The 16508-nt window shown below is 66.1% G+C and carries 13 protein-coding genes and 2 pseudogenes; 7 read left to right on the forward strand and 8 right to left on the reverse strand.

All coding sequences use genetic code 11. The annotated features are described in order from the left end of the window. The first annotated feature begins 5 nt into the window (after window positions 1–5). The 5 genes from AC1DW9_RS30905 to AC1DW9_RS30925 all read left to right on the forward strand — a co-directional run bounded on the left by AC1DW9_RS30905 (window position 6) and on the right by AC1DW9_RS30925 (window position 5999). Window positions 6–947, forward strand: coding sequence for an ABC transporter permease (locus tag AC1DW9_RS30905; protein WP_441493658.1), 942 nt, complete (start codon window positions 6–8; stop codon window positions 945–947). Then, entirely contained in the window at window positions 944–1837 is an 894-nt protein-coding gene (locus AC1DW9_RS30910) for an ABC transporter permease (protein WP_441493659.1), read from the forward strand. The genes AC1DW9_RS30905 and AC1DW9_RS30910 overlap by 4 nt, the downstream gene beginning before the upstream one ends. A gap of 106 nt (window positions 1838–1943) precedes the next feature. Then, the gene (locus AC1DW9_RS30915; protein ID WP_441493660.1) at window positions 1944–3437 is read left to right on the forward strand and encodes a M81 family metallopeptidase; all 1494 of its coding nucleotides are present in this window, start codon (window positions 1944–1946) and stop codon (window positions 3435–3437) included. After that, window positions 3430–4407: an aminotransferase class IV gene (locus AC1DW9_RS30920; protein WP_441493661.1), complete on the forward strand. Its 978-nt coding sequence runs from the start codon at window positions 3430–3432 to the stop codon at window positions 4405–4407. Before AC1DW9_RS30915 ends, AC1DW9_RS30920 begins: the two co-directional genes overlap by 8 nt. 8 nt (window positions 4408–4415) lie before the next feature. Next, window positions 4416–5999, forward strand: a complete 1584-nt coding sequence (locus AC1DW9_RS30925) for an ABC transporter substrate-binding protein (RefSeq protein ID WP_476776809.1) — start codon at window positions 4416–4418, stop codon at window positions 5997–5999. A gap of 604 nt (window positions 6000–6603) precedes the next feature. On the opposite strand, the gene AC1DW9_RS30930 is transcribed toward AC1DW9_RS30925, so the two are convergent. The 5 genes from AC1DW9_RS30930 to AC1DW9_RS30950 form a co-directional block, all read right to left on the reverse strand. Next, window positions 6604–7482, reverse strand: a complete 879-nt coding sequence (locus tag AC1DW9_RS30930) for an ABC transporter permease (protein ID WP_441507191.1) — start codon at window positions 7480–7482, stop codon at window positions 6604–6606. A gap of 33 nt (window positions 7483–7515) precedes the next feature. After that, the gene (locus tag AC1DW9_RS30935) at window positions 7516–8436 is read right to left on the reverse strand and encodes an ABC transporter permease (RefSeq protein ID WP_441493664.1); all 921 of its coding nucleotides are present in this window, start codon (window positions 8434–8436) and stop codon (window positions 7516–7518) included. 64 nt (window positions 8437–8500) lie between these two features. Further along, window positions 8501–10147, reverse strand: coding sequence for an ABC transporter substrate-binding protein (locus AC1DW9_RS30940; protein WP_476776810.1), 1647 nt, complete (start codon window positions 10145–10147; stop codon window positions 8501–8503). Window positions 10148–10211: 64 nt separating this feature from the next. Next, window positions 10212–11270 carry a D-2-hydroxyacid dehydrogenase gene (locus tag AC1DW9_RS30945; RefSeq protein WP_476776811.1) on the reverse strand — a complete coding sequence of 353 codons (1059 nt, stop codon included), beginning with the start codon at window positions 11268–11270 and terminating at the stop codon, window positions 10212–10214. Between the two features lie 98 nt (window positions 11271–11368). After that, entirely contained in the window at window positions 11369–12277 is a 909-nt protein-coding gene (locus AC1DW9_RS30950) for a LysR substrate-binding domain-containing protein (RefSeq protein WP_441493667.1), read from the reverse strand. Between the two features lie 326 nt (window positions 12278–12603). On the opposite strand from AC1DW9_RS30950, the gene AC1DW9_RS30955 reads away from it, so the two are divergent. Beyond that, entirely contained in the window at window positions 12604–13773 is a 1170-nt protein-coding gene (locus AC1DW9_RS30955; protein ID WP_441481456.1) for an IS110 family RNA-guided transposase, read from the forward strand. Between the two features lie 799 nt (window positions 13774–14572). On the opposite strand, the gene AC1DW9_RS30960 is transcribed toward AC1DW9_RS30955, so the two are convergent. From AC1DW9_RS30960 to AC1DW9_RS30970, 3 genes and pseudogenes are all read right to left on the reverse strand, one after another. Then, window positions 14573–14983, reverse strand: coding sequence for a transposase (locus AC1DW9_RS30960; protein WP_476776813.1), 411 nt, complete (start codon window positions 14981–14983; stop codon window positions 14573–14575). Beyond that, window positions 14878–15132, reverse strand: a pseudogene (locus AC1DW9_RS30965) (transposase zinc-binding domain-containing protein); the annotation flags it as partial. The pseudogene AC1DW9_RS30965 and the gene AC1DW9_RS30960, both read right to left, overlap by 106 nt. Before the next feature lie 16 nt (window positions 15133–15148). Then, window positions 15149–16012, reverse strand: coding sequence for a tyrosine-type recombinase/integrase (locus tag AC1DW9_RS30970; RefSeq protein ID WP_476855281.1), 864 nt, complete (start codon window positions 16010–16012; stop codon window positions 15149–15151). Between the two features lie 174 nt (window positions 16013–16186). On the opposite strand from AC1DW9_RS30970, the pseudogene AC1DW9_RS30975 reads away from it, so the two are divergent. Then, window positions 16187–16508: pseudogene (locus AC1DW9_RS30975) on the forward strand (IS110 family RNA-guided transposase); the annotation flags it as partial.

Consider the following 16508-nt stretch of genomic DNA (forward strand, 5'->3'; position numbering starts at 1 on the left):
CCCCGATGCTCTCCTTCATCATCAGGCGCATCGTCGCGACCATCCCGGTGATGGCCTTCGTCGCCCTCTTCGTCTTCTCGCTGCTCTATATCGCGCCGGGCGATCCCGCCGCCGTGATCGCCGGCGACCAGGCCTCGCCGGCCGAGGTCGAGCGCATCCGGCAGAGCCTCGGCCTCGACCGGCCCTATCTGATCCGCTTCGGCGAATGGGCCTGGCGCGTCGTGCAGGGCGATCTCGGCACCTCGATCTTCACGTCGCGGCCGGTCACGCTGCTGATCGCGCAGCGCATCGAGCCGACGCTGTCGCTGATGGTGCTGACGCTGCTCGTCACCGTGCTGATCGCCGTGCCGATGGGCGTGCTCGCGGCCTGGAATGCGGGAAGCGTCGTCGACAAGGCGGCGATGGCCTTTGCGGTGCTGGGCTTTTCCGTGCCCGTCTTCGTCGTCGGCTATCTCCTCGCCTATGTCTTCGCGCTCAAGCTCGAATGGCTGCCGGTGCAGGGCTACACGCCGCTGGCGGAGGGTGTCTGGCCCTGGCTGCGCAACTTGATCCTGCCTGCGCTGGCGCTCGGCTTCGTCTATATCGCGCTGATCGCCCGCATCACCCGGGCGACGATGCTCGAAGTGCTGCAGCAGGATTACATCCGCACCGCCCGCTCCAAGGGCGTCAGCCATCGCAACGTCCTGTTCCTGCACGCGCTGAAGAACGCCGCCGTGCCGGTGATCACGGTCATCGGCGTCGGCATCGCGCTCCTGATCGGCGGCGCGGTCGTCACCGAGAGCGTCTTTGCCATTCCCGGTCTCGGCCGGCTGACGGTCGATGCGATCCTGCAGCGCGACTATCCGGTGATCCAGGGCGTCATCCTGATGTTCAGCTTCGTCTACGTGCTGGTGAACCTGCTGATCGACCTCGCCTACACCATCGTCGACCCGAGGATACGCTATTGACCGCGCTCACCGGCACCGAGGCGGGCGGGACCCGGCTCTTCGCGAGACCTTCGCGGCTGCAGCGTCTCCTGCGCTATCTCGGCCGGCACCCGTCCGTCGCGGTCGGCGGCGGGCTGCTTCTCGCCATGGTCGCGATCGCCGTGCTGGCGCCGCTGCTCTGGACGGTCGACCCGACCCAGATCTCGCCGGCACGGCGGACCCGGATGCCCTCGGAAGCATACTGGTTCGGCACCGACATGCTCGGGCGCGACGTCTATTCGCGTGTCGTCTATGGCGCCCGCGTCTCGCTCGTCGTCGGGTTTGCGGTCGCGGCGCTCGCCTCGCTGGCGGGCCTGGCGATCGGCGTCCTCGCCGGCTTCGTGCGCAAGGCTGATGGCGTCATCATGCGCGCCATCGACGGCATGATGTCGATCCCGCCGATCCTGCTCGCCATCGCCCTGATGGCGCTGACGCGTGGCTCGGTCGGCAATGTCGTCCTGGCGATCACGCTGGCGGAAATTCCCCGCGTTGCCAGACTCGTACGCGGCGTCGTTCTCTCGCTGCGTGAACAGCCCTATGTCGAGGCGGCCGTCGCCAGCGGCGCCAGGGCGCCGCGGATCATCATCCGGCACATCATCCCCAACACCATGGCGCCGATGCTGGTGCAAGCGACCTATATCTGCGCCAGCGCGATGATCATCGAGGCGATCCTGTCCTTCATCGGGGCCGGCATCCCGCCTGCGACGCCGTCCTGGGGCAACATCATGGCCGAAGGCCGGGCGCTCTGGCAGGTCAGGCCGCATATCGTGCTGTTTCCCGCGATCTTTCTCTCGATCACGGTCCTGGCGGTCAACCTGCTCGGCGACGGCCTGCGCGACTCGCTCGATCCGCGCATCGCCAAGAGCCTGTGAGGGAAAGCGCGTGCGGGAAGCCAAACCGCGAGGAGCGGGTCGGTAGCAGCTTCGATCCTGACCGCAAGCATTGCGGGCAATCAAACGAAAAAGGGGAAGGACGTTCATGCGCGTTGCACTGGCCAGCTTTGAATTCGAGGGCAACACGCTCTCCCAGCAGATCAACGGGCGCGACAGCTTCGCCCGAAAGGTCCTTGTCGAAGGCGAAGCCGTACTGCCTGCGATCGAGGGCCGCGACCTTGCCGTCACCGGTGCGCTCGAGGCGCTGCGCAAGGAAGGGCTCGAGGTCCTCCCCGTCCTCGTCGCCCATGGCGGTTCCGGCGGCGTCGTCGAGGGCGCCTTCTACCGCGAGACCTTCGAGACAATCGTCGCCGGCATCCTGAGAGAGCCGGTGGACGGCGTCTTCCTCGCCCTGCACGGGGCGATGATCTGCGAGGGCGAGAGCGATCCCGAGGGCGCCCTGCTCGCGGCGCTGCGCGCGGCGCTCGGCCCCGGCATCCCGATTGCCGTGAGCCTCGACCTGCACGCCCATGTCACGCCGCGCATGGCCGGGAATGCCGACATTCTCGTCGGCTACGAAACCTATCCCCATGTCGACGCCCATGGCACCGGGCGGCGTGCAGCCGAACTGCTGGCGGGCGCACTGCATGGCCGGATCCGGCCCGTGACCCGGCTCCGGCGCATCGACGCGCTCCTGCCCGTCGCCGGCGGCGCGACCCATGGCGATGCGCCGATGGCGGAGCTGCGCCAGCTCGCGCGCCAGATCGAGGCGGACGGGCGCGCGCTCGCCGCGAGCTATTTTCCGGTCCAGCCCTGGCTCGACATCGACGGTATCGGCATCGCGGGCGTCGCGGTGACCGATGCCGATCCGGCAGCTGCCACCGCCGTCGCAGGCGAGATCGTGCAGGCGATGTGGGACCGTCGCCGCGCCTTCGAGATCCCCTGCCTGTCTCCCGACGAGGCCGTCCGTGACGCCGTCGCCCGACCAGGGCGGGTGCTGATCTCGGATGCGCCGGACTGCGTCGGCGGCGGCGCGCCCGGGGACGCGCCGGCCGTGCTGGCGGCCCTGCTGCGCGCCGGGCTCGATGTGGAGGCGACCGTGCTGGTCGTCGATCCCAATGCAGCGGCAAAGGCCTTCGCGCTCGGCGTCGGCCAGCCGATCCGCGTCGCGATCGGCTCCGCGCTCGACCCGCGCTTCCATCCGCCGGTCGCGGTCGAGGCGGTGGTCGAGAGCCTGCATGACGGCCATTTCACCTATTCGGCCGGCATTAGCGCCGGCACGCCCGGCCAGATGGGGCCGACCGCGGTGCTCCGGGCCGGCCGGCTCCGCATCGTCGTGCCGACCCACGCGACCTACGAATACGCGGACGAGCAATATCGGGCTGCGGGCATCGACATCGGCGACTGCAAGATCGTGGTTTTCAAGAACCCGATGAATTTTCGCACCCTGCTCGATGCCGGGACCTCCTGGGTCATGGTCGGCGGCGCGGGCCCGACGAACCCGAACCTCGCCAGCATCGACTGGCACGTCAAGCAGCGCCCGTTCTGGCCCTGCGACGACCAGGCGCAACCCGTTTTCATGGAGATGAGCCGTGACTGACCCCCTGCTTTCCTGGCCGGCGCCGACGCGCAGCCGCAACCGCCCGCCGATCGAGCCGCGCTTCGCCGAAGGCACGGCCTGGATCGACGGCAGGATCGTGCCGGTGGCGGAAGCCACCCTGCCGCTGCTCGACTGGGGCTTTCTGCGCTCGGATGCCTGCCAAGAGACGATCTCGGCCTGGGACGGGCTGCTGTTTCGCCTCGACGACCATCTCGATCGGTTCTGGCGCTCGCTGGAGCGCCTGCGCATGACCTCGCCGCTCAGCCGCGAGGAGATCCACAGCGCGGTCCACGCCCTGATCGCGACCGCCGGCTTCGACAACGCCTATGTGCAGATCATCATGACGCGCGGCCGGCCGCCGATCGGCAGCCGCGACATCCGGCTCTGCACCCAGCGTTTCCAGGCCTTCTGCATCCCCTATGTCTGGATCGCGACGCCCGAGGTGCAGCAGCGCGGCCTGCATCTCCATGTCGGCAGCCGGCATCGCGTGCCGGCGAACTCCGTCGACCCGATGGTCAAGCACTACCACTGGCTCGATTTCGAGCTCGGCCTGCTCGAGGCCTTCGACCATGGCGCAGAGACCGTCGTGCTGACCGACGGCCAGGGCCATGTCCTGGAAGGCCCGGGCTTCAATATCTTCATCCGCAGGGGCGAGACGCTGCTGACCCCGCGCAGCGGCATGCTCGACGGCATGACACGGCGCACCGTGATGGAGCTTTGCGCCGATCTCGGCATGGCGGTCGAGGCGACCGACGTTCCCGTAACAGCGCTGCTCGAGGCCGACGAGATCTTCCTGACGACGACCGCCGGCGGCGTGCTGCCGGTCACCTCGGTCGGCACCAGGGCCATCCGCAACGGACCGGGCCCGTTCACCGCCCGGATCCACGCCGCCTACTGGCAACGCCGCGCCGATGGCTGGCTCGGTGAACCCGTCGACTACGTCGTCCCCGCCCCTTCTGCCTCGGAGTAGGACCTGCCATGTTCAACAGACGTCAGTTCATCGCCGCAGCCGGCGCCGCCACGCTTGCCCGCCCGGCCATCGCTCAAGGCACGGCGGCGCGCACGCTGAAATTCATCCCGGAAACCAACCTCGCCATCCTCGACCCGATCGTGACCACGGCGGCGGTCTCGACCACGCATGGCTATTGCGTGTTCGACAATCTCTTTGCCGTCGACGACCAGTTGCGGCCGCAGCCGCAGATGGCGGCCGGCGCCACGGTCTCCGACGACGGCAGGACCTACGAGATCACGCTGCGCGACGGCCTGAAATTCCATGACGGCGAGCCGGTGCGGGCGCGCGACTGCGTCGCCAGCCTGAAGCGCTGGAGCATGCGCGACAGTTTTGGCCAGGCGCTCGGCGCGGTCGTCGACGACTGGCAATCGGTCGATGACAAGACGATCCGCGTGCGGCTGAAGCGGCCCTTCCCGCAATTCCTGCGCGCGCTCGGCAAGCCGCATTCCTCGGCCGCCTTCATCATGCCGGAGCGGATCGCCAGTTCCGACCCGATGGCGCCGGTCAAGGAGATGGTGGGATCGGGGCCGTTCCGCTTCGTCGCCAACGAGTTCGTGCCGGGCTCGCGCATGGTCTACGAGAAATTCGAGGGCTATGTGCCGCGCCAGGAGCCGGCCAACTGGACGTCGGGCGGCAAGCGCGTGAATTTCGACCGCGTCGAATGGCATGTCATCACCGACCCGGCGACGGCGGCCGGCGCCCTGCAGCGCGGCGAGGTCGACTGGTGGGAACGCCCCCTGCCCGACCTGATGTCGACGCTGACCTCGAACAAGGAGATCGCGACCAGCACGCTCGACCCTTACGGCCTGATCCTCGGGATGCGCTTCAACCATCAGCAGGCACCGTTCAACAATCCGGCACTGCGGCGGGCCATTCTCTCGGCCGTGACGCAGGATGACTACATGCAGACGGTGATGGCCGGCGATACCGGCAGCTTCCGCACCTGCCAGGCGATGTTCCCCTGCGGGTTGCCGGGTGTGAAGGAACTCGGCGCCGAGATCATGAAGCAGCCGCCCGACCTGAAGGCGGCCAAAGCGGCGATCGCAGCTTCCGGCTACAAGGGCGAGAAGATCGTCATGCTTCACGCCGCCGATCATCCGCTGATCGCGCCGCTCGGCGACATCACGGCCGATCTGCTGAAGAAGCTCGGCCTGAATGTCGACGTGCAGACGATGGACTGGGGCACAGTCGTGCAGCGGCGTACCTCGAAGGAGCCGGTGGAGCGCGGCGGCTGGAGCATTTTTCACACGAACTGGCCCGGCTCCTCCGTCACCAACCCGGCGGAGAACCTCTATATCCGCGGCGCCGGCGCGTCCGGCTGGTTCGGCTGGCATGACAGCCCGGAGATGGAGACGCTGACCGCGCAATGGCTGGCCAGCACCGACGAGGCCCAGGCGCAAAAGCTGCTGGACGATGTGCAGCGCAGCGCGCTCACCACCGTGCCGGTCGCGCCGCTCGGCCAGATCATCCCCAAGACCGCCTATCGCCGCAACCTGCAGGGCATCCTGACGGCCTCCTCCCCCCTGTTCTGGAACGTCCGCCGGGTCTGACATCCGGTCCGCAGCCACAGCAAACCCGCCGGAGCGATCCGGCGGGTTTTGGCATCAGGTCCGGCTGGGGCTGGTCAGGCCGCGCTTCACCCTGTCCGCTCGGCGCCAGCACCGGCTGGATCTGCTCGACGCGCAGTCCCAACCCATTTGAGACCCATGGAGATCGGCGTCGGGTGGTCGGAGTTGGCCCTTTCCCGACATCCAGGGAGTCTGCTTACGGGCTGCCCGGTTGGCGCGCCGGCCGATGGGCAAAAGTGGCCCAGCCTCTACCTTCGGAATGTCTGCAATTGGGTAAGGCCGGCGTGCCTGGAATCGATGAGGAGAGTGCTGGCAGGTTGTCGCAGGATGCCTCAGCGCTGCAGGCAGCGGCCGCCCGGTGTTCGGTCTTGCCAGACTGCGCGACCTGCCCGACCTGGAAGGGCTCGAGGATGCGGGCCTGCTCTCGAAGGATATGCTCCTAGCCGAAGAAATTTCGACGAGCGGCTCTGACGACAGGGAGGGCGACGCAGAACGCGACGACTTCTCTCTTGATGACTGGAATTCAGCGGGTGGAACTGACGGCGTCACGAATTGGACGCGCAAATCCTTGCCTCGAGAAGCGCGGTCATGGCTTCTGGCCCTGGCGTCGGCGTAGCATCGCCAGCGGCAGAAGGCGGCGGCTGCGCAGCTTCGGATCAAGCGCCTCGTTGAGGCTGTCGCCGACAAGGTTCGCAGCGAGCACGAAGAGGGATAGCGCGACCGCGGGACCGATAATCAGATAGGGTGCGCGAGTGAGGAAGCCCTTCGCCTCGTTCAGCATCTGCCCCCATTCCGGCATCGGCGGCTGCACGCCGAGGCCGAGATAGCTAAGCGAGGACGCGCCGATCACGAATCCGGGAAGCGTGATGGTCGCCTTGACGATCACCGGAGCGGAAATGTTGTGCAGCACGTGTCGAACCAGGATGTCGGACCAGCTTGCGCCAGCGGCGATCGCCGCCTCGATATAGAGTTCCTGTCGGACAGCGAGAGCGGCGCTGCGCGCGATGCGGATGAAGTTCGGGAGCTGCGACAGTCCAAGCGCGATCACCACGCCCCTTTCCGACGGACCAACCACGACCACGATCACGATGGCGATCATGATCGTCGGAAAGATCAGCATCATGTCGGTCAGGCGCATCACGATCGCGTCGGCGAGACCTCCGCTATAGCCGACGACCATGCCGATCGGCACGCCGAGCAGCAACGAGAACAGCAGCGCAGCCGTCGTGATCTGCAAAGTCACGCGCGTCGCAAGGATCACGCGTGCCAGCGTGTCCCGCCCGAACTGGTCCGTTCCGAACCAATGACTGGCGGATGGCGGCAACAGCCCCGCCGTCAGGTTGGTTTCCAGCGGGTCGGACGGAACGATCCACGGCGCGAGAATCGCGACGAGGTAGAACAGGGCCAGGATCACGCCGAAGAAAAGGCCGACGCGATCGCGGGCATAGTGCCTGAACAGATTCATGTGCCACGTGCCCGGTGCGGCGAGGCTGTCCGATCAATCATGGGCTAGCCTTGGATCCGCCCAGCGGTAGAGCAGGTCGACGATCAGATTCACCAGCACGAACATCATCGCGAAGACGAAGATGCAGCCCTGGGTCAGTGGAAGATCGCGCGTGAGGATCGAATCGACCATGAGCCGGCCAAGGCCGGGCCAATTGAAGATCGATTCTGCGACTGCGGCGCCGCCGAGCATGCTGCCGAGGCCAAGGCCGAAAAAGGTGATGATCGGCAGCAATGCATTGCGCAGTGCATGCTTGAAGACGATCGTGCGCTCGGGGACGCCTTTGGAGCGCGCGGTCACGATGAAATCGCGCTGCAATGCATCGATCATGCAGGCGCGGACCATGCGCGTGAAGCCCGCCGCTTGCGCAAAGCCAAGCGTCAACACCGGCATGACGTAGTGACGCCAGGTGGTCATGCCGCCGATCGGCAGCCAGCGCAGATAGACCCCGAAAAAATAGATCGCGACGATCCCCGACACGAAGATCGGCGTACAGATGCCGATGAGCGAGACGAGCGACACGCCTCTGTCGATCGGCCGGCTCCAGTACATGGCGGAGAGCGAGCCGAGGACGAGGCTGATCGTCGTCGCGAAAAGCATCGCCCAGGCAGCCAGGAGAGCGGTGTTCAACAGGCGCGGACCGACGATCGCGAGCACAGGCTGACGCGAGAAGTTCGAAACGCCGAAATCTCCCGTCAGCACCTTGCCCATGTAGGCGACATATTGCGCGCCAAGCGGTTGATCGAGCCCGTAGGCCGTGCGGATGCTCGCGACCAGCTCTTCCGGCGCGCTGTCGCCGGCGATCAAGCGCGCGGGATCGCCGGGGATCGCATGGAACAAGCAAAACAGAAACGTCAACAAAAGGAGCCCGGCAACGATCATGAAGACCAGTCGGCTAGCGATCATCTTCATCATGCGCAGTCAGGCTCCCGGCACGCCGCCGGCGCGAGCATTGGAGGAAGAGCGGCTTTCATGAGCGTCAGCGGTTGATCCCCTGGCGCTTGCGCTCGGCTTGATCGATCCAGGCGAAGGTCCCGTCATAAACATTCGACGGCAGATAGACGCCACCATGCACATAGCTGCGCGTCGCGTCGGTCAGGTTGAGCGTCGGCAGGTAGATGACCGGCGCGAACTTCAGAAGTTCGGCCATCCATTGCCGCACAATTTCGGCGCGCTTCGCGGGATCGCTCTCCACATGCGCCGCCTCCGCCAGCCTGTCCGTCTCCGGATTGGAGAAGAACATGCGATTGGCGCCGGCCGGCTTCCACGCCTTGGTATGCGTCATATACATCATCGGCTCGTCTGGATCGGCCGTCGGCACGGTCCAGGACAATACGGCGAGATCGTATTTCGCATCCTTCGGCCCGACCGAGAGCGCAGCGCTGAACGTCGCGCTCTCCAGGATCGTGAGCTCGGTCTTGACGCCAAGCTTTTCGAGGAACGTCTTCACGAGCTGCGCGATTTCGTAGTCGCCCGTTCCAGCCTTCCGGCCATAGAGCTTGAGCGACAGCGTCTTGCCCTGTGCGTCCTCGACGAAGCCGTCGCCATTTCGATCCTCGTATCCGGCCTCCTTCAGCATCGCCCGCGCCCTGGCGAGATCAAACGGGAAGATCGTGTCCTTGCCGGGCTCGCGCATATCGGCGAAGCCGAACACGCCGGGCGATAATGTCGGAGCCTGCGATAACGTGGCACCGGTGCCTGCGAAAACGGACTGCACGATGCCGGCCTTGTCGACGGCGATGTTGAGCGCCTGCCGCACCTTGGGATCGTCGAGCGGCTTCACCAGATTGTTGATGACGACATAATGCTGCTGCAGGCTCGGCATGGTCCGTAGCGCGATGCTCTTGTCCTTGGCCAGCCGCTGAATGTCGAAATTCGGAATGCCCGGGGCGCGGTCGATCTCGCCGCTCTCCAGCATCGCGAGGCGCGTCATCACATCCGGTACGAAGAGGATGCGGATGCTGTCGAGATAAGGCTTGCCCTTCTGCCAGTACTTGTCGTTCTTCTTGAAGAGCGCGTATTCGCCCTTCGCATATCCGGTGTTGATGAAGGGGCCTGTGCCGATGATGTTGCTGCCGAGGCCCTCCTCCCCCTTGGCCTTGTAGGCAGTCGGGCTAAAGATGCACATCGTGCGGTAAGCGAGATTGGGAATAAGCGCTGCCGACGGCGCCGACATCTGGAACGACACCTGACCGTCATTGTCGGCGACGACTTTCTGCAATCCCTCGAGCAGGCTGACATAAAGGAATTTCTTAGCGAGTGCTTCGTTGAAGACGAAGGCGACCGCCTCGGCGTTAAACGGTGTGCCGTCGTGGAACTGCACGCCCGGCCGCAGCTTGAACGTCACGGTCTTCTTGTCTTCGGACGTTGTCCAGCTCTCAGCCAGCACTGGCTTGATCTGACGATCGGCTGTCAGCTCGACCAGCGTCTCGCAGGCGTTCAAGTAAACGTCCATGCCGCCGGCGTCCGTGTTACGGCCGGGGAACATCGTCTTGTCGAGCTGTCCAGCGAGCACGAGTTCGCCGCCATATTGCGGCTTGGCCTCCTGCGCGGCGGCAGGCACCGACAGCGCGGCGCCCAGGGCGATCGACGCAGCAAGCAGGCTTTTGCACCGGGCTTTCATCATGCTCTCCTCCCTCGTTCCTCTTCGCCGCATCCTGCGCGCGCCGTTGGCCGCGGCAGGTTTTGGCTCAATACATGCGCGCCTTGTCGAGCACGTTGATCATCTTCTCCGTCTGGCCGGCGACGTAGTGGCCGAGATTCTCGATGAAGATGTCGACGATCTTGCCGTTCTCGCTCGGCGCGGTGCTGGCCGAGTGCGGCGATATCAGCACGTTCGGCATCGACCAGAGCGGCGATCCCGGCGGAAGCGGTTCGACCGCGGCGACGTCCAGGCCGGCGAACGCGATCCGCCCGCTCGACAACGCCGCGATCAGCGCCGCCTCATCGACAACCTGGCCGCGCGCGATGTTGATCAGAACGGCGCCGGGTTTCATCGCGGCGAACGCCGTGCGATCGAGCATGCGTTCGGTCTGCGGCGTATGCGGCGTGCAGAGAACGACATAGTCCGCGCTGGCGAGCGCCTTGTGCAGGTCCGGCTGGCCGTAGATATCCGTCGTGAACAATTCGGCGCTCCGCGCTGGCGACGGATTGTTGACGACCGCTGTCACCGACATGTCGAACGCACGCGCGAGTGCGGCGATGCGGGCGCCGACCTTACCGGCGCCGACGATCGCAACCGTCTTGCCGGAGAGCTCTCCGCCGCAATAGCGCTCCCAGCGATGTGCTTGCTGATCGCGCTGCAGGCGCGGCAGATCCTTCACATGGCCAAGCATCACGAGAAATGCGAACTCCGCCAGCGCGTCAGCATGGACGCCGCGAGCCGTGGTCACGATCAGGTCGGTCGGCGCAAGCCCGAAGCTATGGACTTGCTGTCCCACCCCCGAGCTGGTCGTCTGCACCCAGCGCACGTTCGGCGCGAGCGCAAGGCCTCGCTCATCCTCCGCGCCGGTTGGAAAATCCCAGAGGATCGTCGCGCGTCCGAGCGCCTCACGCCAGCGGCGCTGCTGCGCCCCGGTACGCCGGAAGCTGTCGCGTCCCTTGTGATCGCCGACATAGCGCGTCATTGGCAGCAGATCGGGCGCGAAGATGATGTCGACGCCGGCGGGTGCCGCCGCGCGCATGCGCTCGACATGCTCGCTCTCCAGCGGCGAGGTGATGAACGCGATATGCGCGGGCGACGACGTCATGGCGCGCGGATTTTGGTTGATGGCATGCGGCGACCCCGGCGCGCCGGTCTGATTGTCGGACAGATCCAGGCGGCGGACATGACTATCATGAGAATTTTTCACATTTCAAGAGGACGCCCTTCTGCCGTTAGGGCTGCCAGCTCGCCCTGAAGCCAGCGCCGGAAGGCGAGGATTTTCGGTTCGGACCGGCGCAGCGGGCTGCACATGAAGAAGTAGCCTTGCTCGCGGCGCAGGATATGGGGCGACGCGATAACGAGGTCGCCGTTCTCCAACTCCCGCCGAATCAGGAACCGCGGCAGCAGGGCAAAGCCGATGCCGACCACGGCCGCCTCGATCACCATGAAGAAATGCTCGAAGCCGAGGCCAGCAGGCGTCGGCGTCGGCAGATGAAGGTTCTCGAACCATTCAGGCCAGGCCTCGATCCGGGTAGTGTGGCGAATGAGCTGTTCGGGCCGAAGCGCCCCGGGATCGATCGCCGTGCGGCCCTCGAGCAGCCGCGGCGCGCAGACAATCACCAGTTCTTCGTCCAGTATCCGATAGGTTTTCACGCCCGGCCAGTCGCCATTTCCATAGCGGATGCCGACATCAACGGCGTCGAGGGCGAAATCGATCGCCTGCTCACCGACGACGATGTCGACCTGCATGTCCGGATGCTGCGCCTTGAATGCCGGCAGGCGCGGAATCAGGAAGCGCAGCGCGAAGGTCGGCAGCACGTTGATGGTCAATCCGTATGCGTTCTGATCTTGGCGAAGGCGCGCGAGCAGCGTCCGCATCCGATCGAATGAGTGGCGCAACTCGACGAAGATCGCTTCGCCGCTTGACGTCAGCTGGATTGACGGCTTGGTGCGCAGGAACAGCGGAAAGCCAAGTTCCGCCTGCAGCAAGGACAAGGCGCGGCTGACGGCGCTTTGCGTGACGCCGAGTTCCGATGCCGCGCGTGTCATACTGCCGAGACGCGCCGTCGCCTCGAAGCTGCGCAGACCGTTCAGGGATGGGAAGTCAGGCATCTGACTCCATTGACATGATATTTAATCATGTCAATGGAGTCGTTCTCATAAGGCGCGTGCGACTCAAGCCTCCAGCAGGCACTGTCACGGCGTAGCGGAATTGTTGCGCCTCGATCGGGTTGGTCGGTTCCAGCATGAGTGCGCGTCATCGGCACGTAACCGCTGTACGCCGCTTATTCACGGCTTCGGTCAGAACTCCGGCCAGCGCACTCGTACGTCTGCTTCTGGGCAACTCGCCAATGTCTGCAAATGTGAAGATGCTATGGGGCGGGCGGCGAGGGCATGGCACCTTCGGCGCTGTTCAACGGCCACCGAAGGAGCGCCCCATGTCGCAAACTTTTGACGCGAGCAGATCCCTCACCGCCCTCGAGCAGGATAGCACGATCGTCGCCGTGATCGAGATGAGCCAAGCGAAGTGGCTCGTTGCCGCGGTGGTTCCCGGCCTCCAACGCCAGCCTTTGAAGACGCTCGATGCCGACGCGGAGGCAGTGTTGAAGCGGTTGCGGCGGTGGCGCGACGAAGCCGGCCAGGCCGGACGCCAGATCAAGCGCATCGCCCTCGCCTATGAGGCCGGGCGCGACGGCTTCTGGCTGGCGCGCTGGCTGCGGGCGCGCGGTATCGAGGCCTACGTCATCCATCCTTCAAGCATCGCAGTGTCGCGCGAACACCGGCGCGCGAAGACCGATCGCCTCGACACGGAACTGCTGATGCGCGTCTTTCTCGGTTGGCTGCGCGGGGAGAAGCGCCATTGCAGCATGGCGGCGATCCCGACAGTCGAGGAGGAGGACGCAAGGCGGCCGAACCGCGAGCGCGGGAACCTGGTCACGGAGCAGACGCGGATCGTGAACCAGATAAAGGCCATCCTCGCTCGCTTCGGCATCCGCAGCTTTCGGCCGACCCCGGGTAAGGCCGAGGAAAGGCTCGAAGGTCTGCGCACGGCGGAAGGGATGCCGCTGCCGGAGAACACCCGCGCGGAGCTGCGCCGCCACGTGGTGCGGCTACGCGTCGGGCGCGAGCAGGTCCGCGCGATCGAGGAGGAACGCCGGAACAGGCTCGCGGCAACCCCTGCCGGCGCGCAAGGCCCGCACGCGATGATACAGCTCATTGCACGGGTCCTCGGCGTGGGCGTGGAGACGGCGGACATGCTGGTCAACGAGATCCTCTTGCGCCACCTGCGTGATAGCAAGGCTGTCGCCCGTTACGCTGGCCTCACCGGTTCACCGAACGAGAGCGGCAGACGCCGGCGCGAACGGGGACTTGCGCGTGCCGGCAACGCTCGCGTCCGGTGTGGCATGATTCAGTTGGCGTGGCGTTTTCTCAGGTTCCAAAAGGACAGTGTCCTGGTCCGATGGTTTCAGGCGCGAACCGCCGACGGACGCGGCAGCACGCGCAAGACAATGATCGTGGCGCTGGCGCGCAAGCTGCTCATCGCCCTGTGGCGCCTCGTCAGGACGGGAGAGGTGCCGCAGGGCGTCGTCTTACGTCCGGCGTCATGAGCGACCAAACGGAGAGAGGGACAACCATCTTGGCAGCCCATGCCAGGGTCTGCCGATGACGATCCGAGGTGGCGGTGACCCGCCGCTAAACCCATGGCTTCCAAGCCGCTGTGAAGAATGGGCCCGCCGTCTCGGAGCTTCGCCGCTGATGCGTATGACTGCATCATGGTTCCGATCCGCACGGATCGACCGAATACAAGGTTGTGGCGCGATCAGCGCCGCCGATGGCGAGCTCCCCTCGGAACTGTCTTCTGTTTGCCGCTCTGCAGAAAAGCTCCCGCCCGACCAACGCAGCCTGCCGCCGTGCTCGTGACGGTCAAGGGCAAGTTGCTTCGCCACGGCCTGCGGCCGCCCTTGACCGTCACTGCGCGCGGGGCGGCTAGGCCGAAGTCAGGTCGGGACGAGGAGATGGTCCCATCTGGGCCGAACAAGGAGATGGGAATGATCGAAGATCAAGCTTGACACATATGGCCCCATACAAGGGTTTCGGATGCCGGCCCCTGCGAGCGGGTTCGGACGGGCTGAGGGCCGGCGTTCGAAAGCCTCCAGGGGAGGAAGCCGCGGCCCGGGGCCGTGGGCTATGGGGATTTCGCCGCGCGGCCTGGTCGACGGGATCGTACGAGACGCGCGTCAGCGGCGTGATGTTCTGAGCGAGCTGCCCAGAAGCCTGGGGTTTGCTGCGCCTGGGACGGATCGGGGACCGGAGCGATTTCCATTTTCGCCAGCGGGCCGCGCAGGATCGCCCGCTCTCTGGCCGGGACCGGCAGCGCTTCCTCAGGGTGTCGCCGCGGCGCCATCGTCATGAGGTGTCGATCCTGACGGCGAGGATGGTGCGCGGGGCAGAACCCGGCGCGAAGCGCTCAACGAGGATCATGCGACCGCCGCAGCATGGGCATGGCGGATGCGGTTCAGGGGCCTGCTCGGGTTGCTCGGCGGCGACCGAGACGTCGTCCCTGGCGATGTCGGCCGGTGTGCCCGCCGCGATGATCTGCCTGATGCGGGCGATGGTATCGGCGCGCCGGCCGGAGGCGAGCAGACCGTGGTGGCGGATGCGGTGGAAGCCGTCGGGCAGGACGTGGAGCAGGAAGCGGCGGATGAACTCGTGCGTCGTAGCGCGAGCCAGTCCTTCGCCGCCGCGCCCTGGCAGCGCGGGCAGTGGCGGTTGCGGCAGGAGTTGTAGGCGATCGTGGCGTGATCGCAGTCGCCGCAGCGCATGACATGGCCGCCGAGCGCAGCCGTCCGGCAGACCCGGATCGCCCCGATCACCTTGAGCTGGCCGCGGCTGAGCCGATGGCGCGCGGGATAAGCCTCGCCATGCCGGTTCAGGATATCCGCGACCTCCAGCGGAGGCCGCGCCATGAGCGGCGCGGGACCGCTATGGTGGTGGCGGCGGCGCCAGCAGGGCGAGCGGGCTTGGCACCTCGCGCAGCGTCCTGAGTGCGACGCGGGTATAGATGGCGGTGGTGTCGAGCTTCCTGTGGCCGAGCAGGACCTGGATCACGCGGATATCGGTCTTCCGTTCCAGCAGATGCGTCGCGAAGCTGTGCCGCAGCGTGTGCATCGAGACCCGCTTGTCGAGCCTCGCCGCCTCGGCCGCGGCATGGCAGGCCCGGTTGAGCTGTCGCGTCGTGATCGGCTGGCCCGGCTGCTGGCCGGGGAAGAGCCAGCCGCGCGGCCGCTTCATCCGCCACCATTGCCGCAGCAGAGCGAGCAGGTCGGGCGCCAGCATGACATAGCGGTCCTTGCGGCCCTTGCCCTGCTCGACCCGGATCAGCATGCGGGCGCTGTCGATGTCGGCGACCTTGAGGTGGGCGATCTCGGAGACGCGCAGGCCGCAGCCATAGGCGATGCTGAGCGCGGCGCGGCCCTTGAGGTTCGGCGCGTGGGCGAGCAGCAGCGCGACCTCCTCGGGGCTCAGGACCACGGGCAACCGCTCCGGCGTCGGGATCCGCGCCATGCGGTCACCGAAGCCGGCCCGGCCGAGCGTGATGTGGAAGAAGAAGCGCAGCGCGGTGCAGGCCAGGTTCATTCGGGCGTAGCTTGCCCCCAGCGAGGCCAGATGGAGCTGGTAGCGCCGCAGATCCTCCGGCTCGGCCCGATCCGGCGGCAGGCCGAGGAAGGCCGTGAACGCGCGGACCTGCCGGACATAGTCGCGCTGCGTGTGCTCGCCGAACTGGCGGATCGTCATGTCCTCGATCATCCGCTGGCGCAGCGGGCTGACGGTGACGGGATCGGTCATGGAGGCCTCCAAGGATCAGGGAAACGACCCCGAAATCCTCGGATGCAGCGCCTCACATGCGAAATCTCAGCGATGCACGCGACGAAGCGCCCTGCCGCGAGAGCGGCTTAGAAGCTATGGGCGGCGCAACGAGGCCGGTACCATCGTTGCCGCAATCAGCGATGGAGCACCTTTATGGCACACAGCATCGATGCGAGCAGATGTTCGATTCCGCTCGATCAAGGCGCGACCCTGGTCGCCGTGATCGAGATGGGCCAGGCGAGTTGGTTGGTCGCCGGCCTCGTCCCAGGCGTGGAGCGCCAGCCGTTGAAGAAGCTGCCCGTCGATCAGCACGGCCTGCTGCAATTGCTGCATCGCTGGCGAGTGGAGGCCGAACGAAACGGGCGCCCGATCCAGCGGATCGTCGTAGCCTTTGAGGCCGGGCGCGATGGCTTCTGGCTCGCCCGATGGTTGCGAGCCCACAATGTCGAGGCTTATGTCATCCATGCCTCCAGCG

The organism is Allobosea sp. P4_E12, assembly GCF_056401655.1.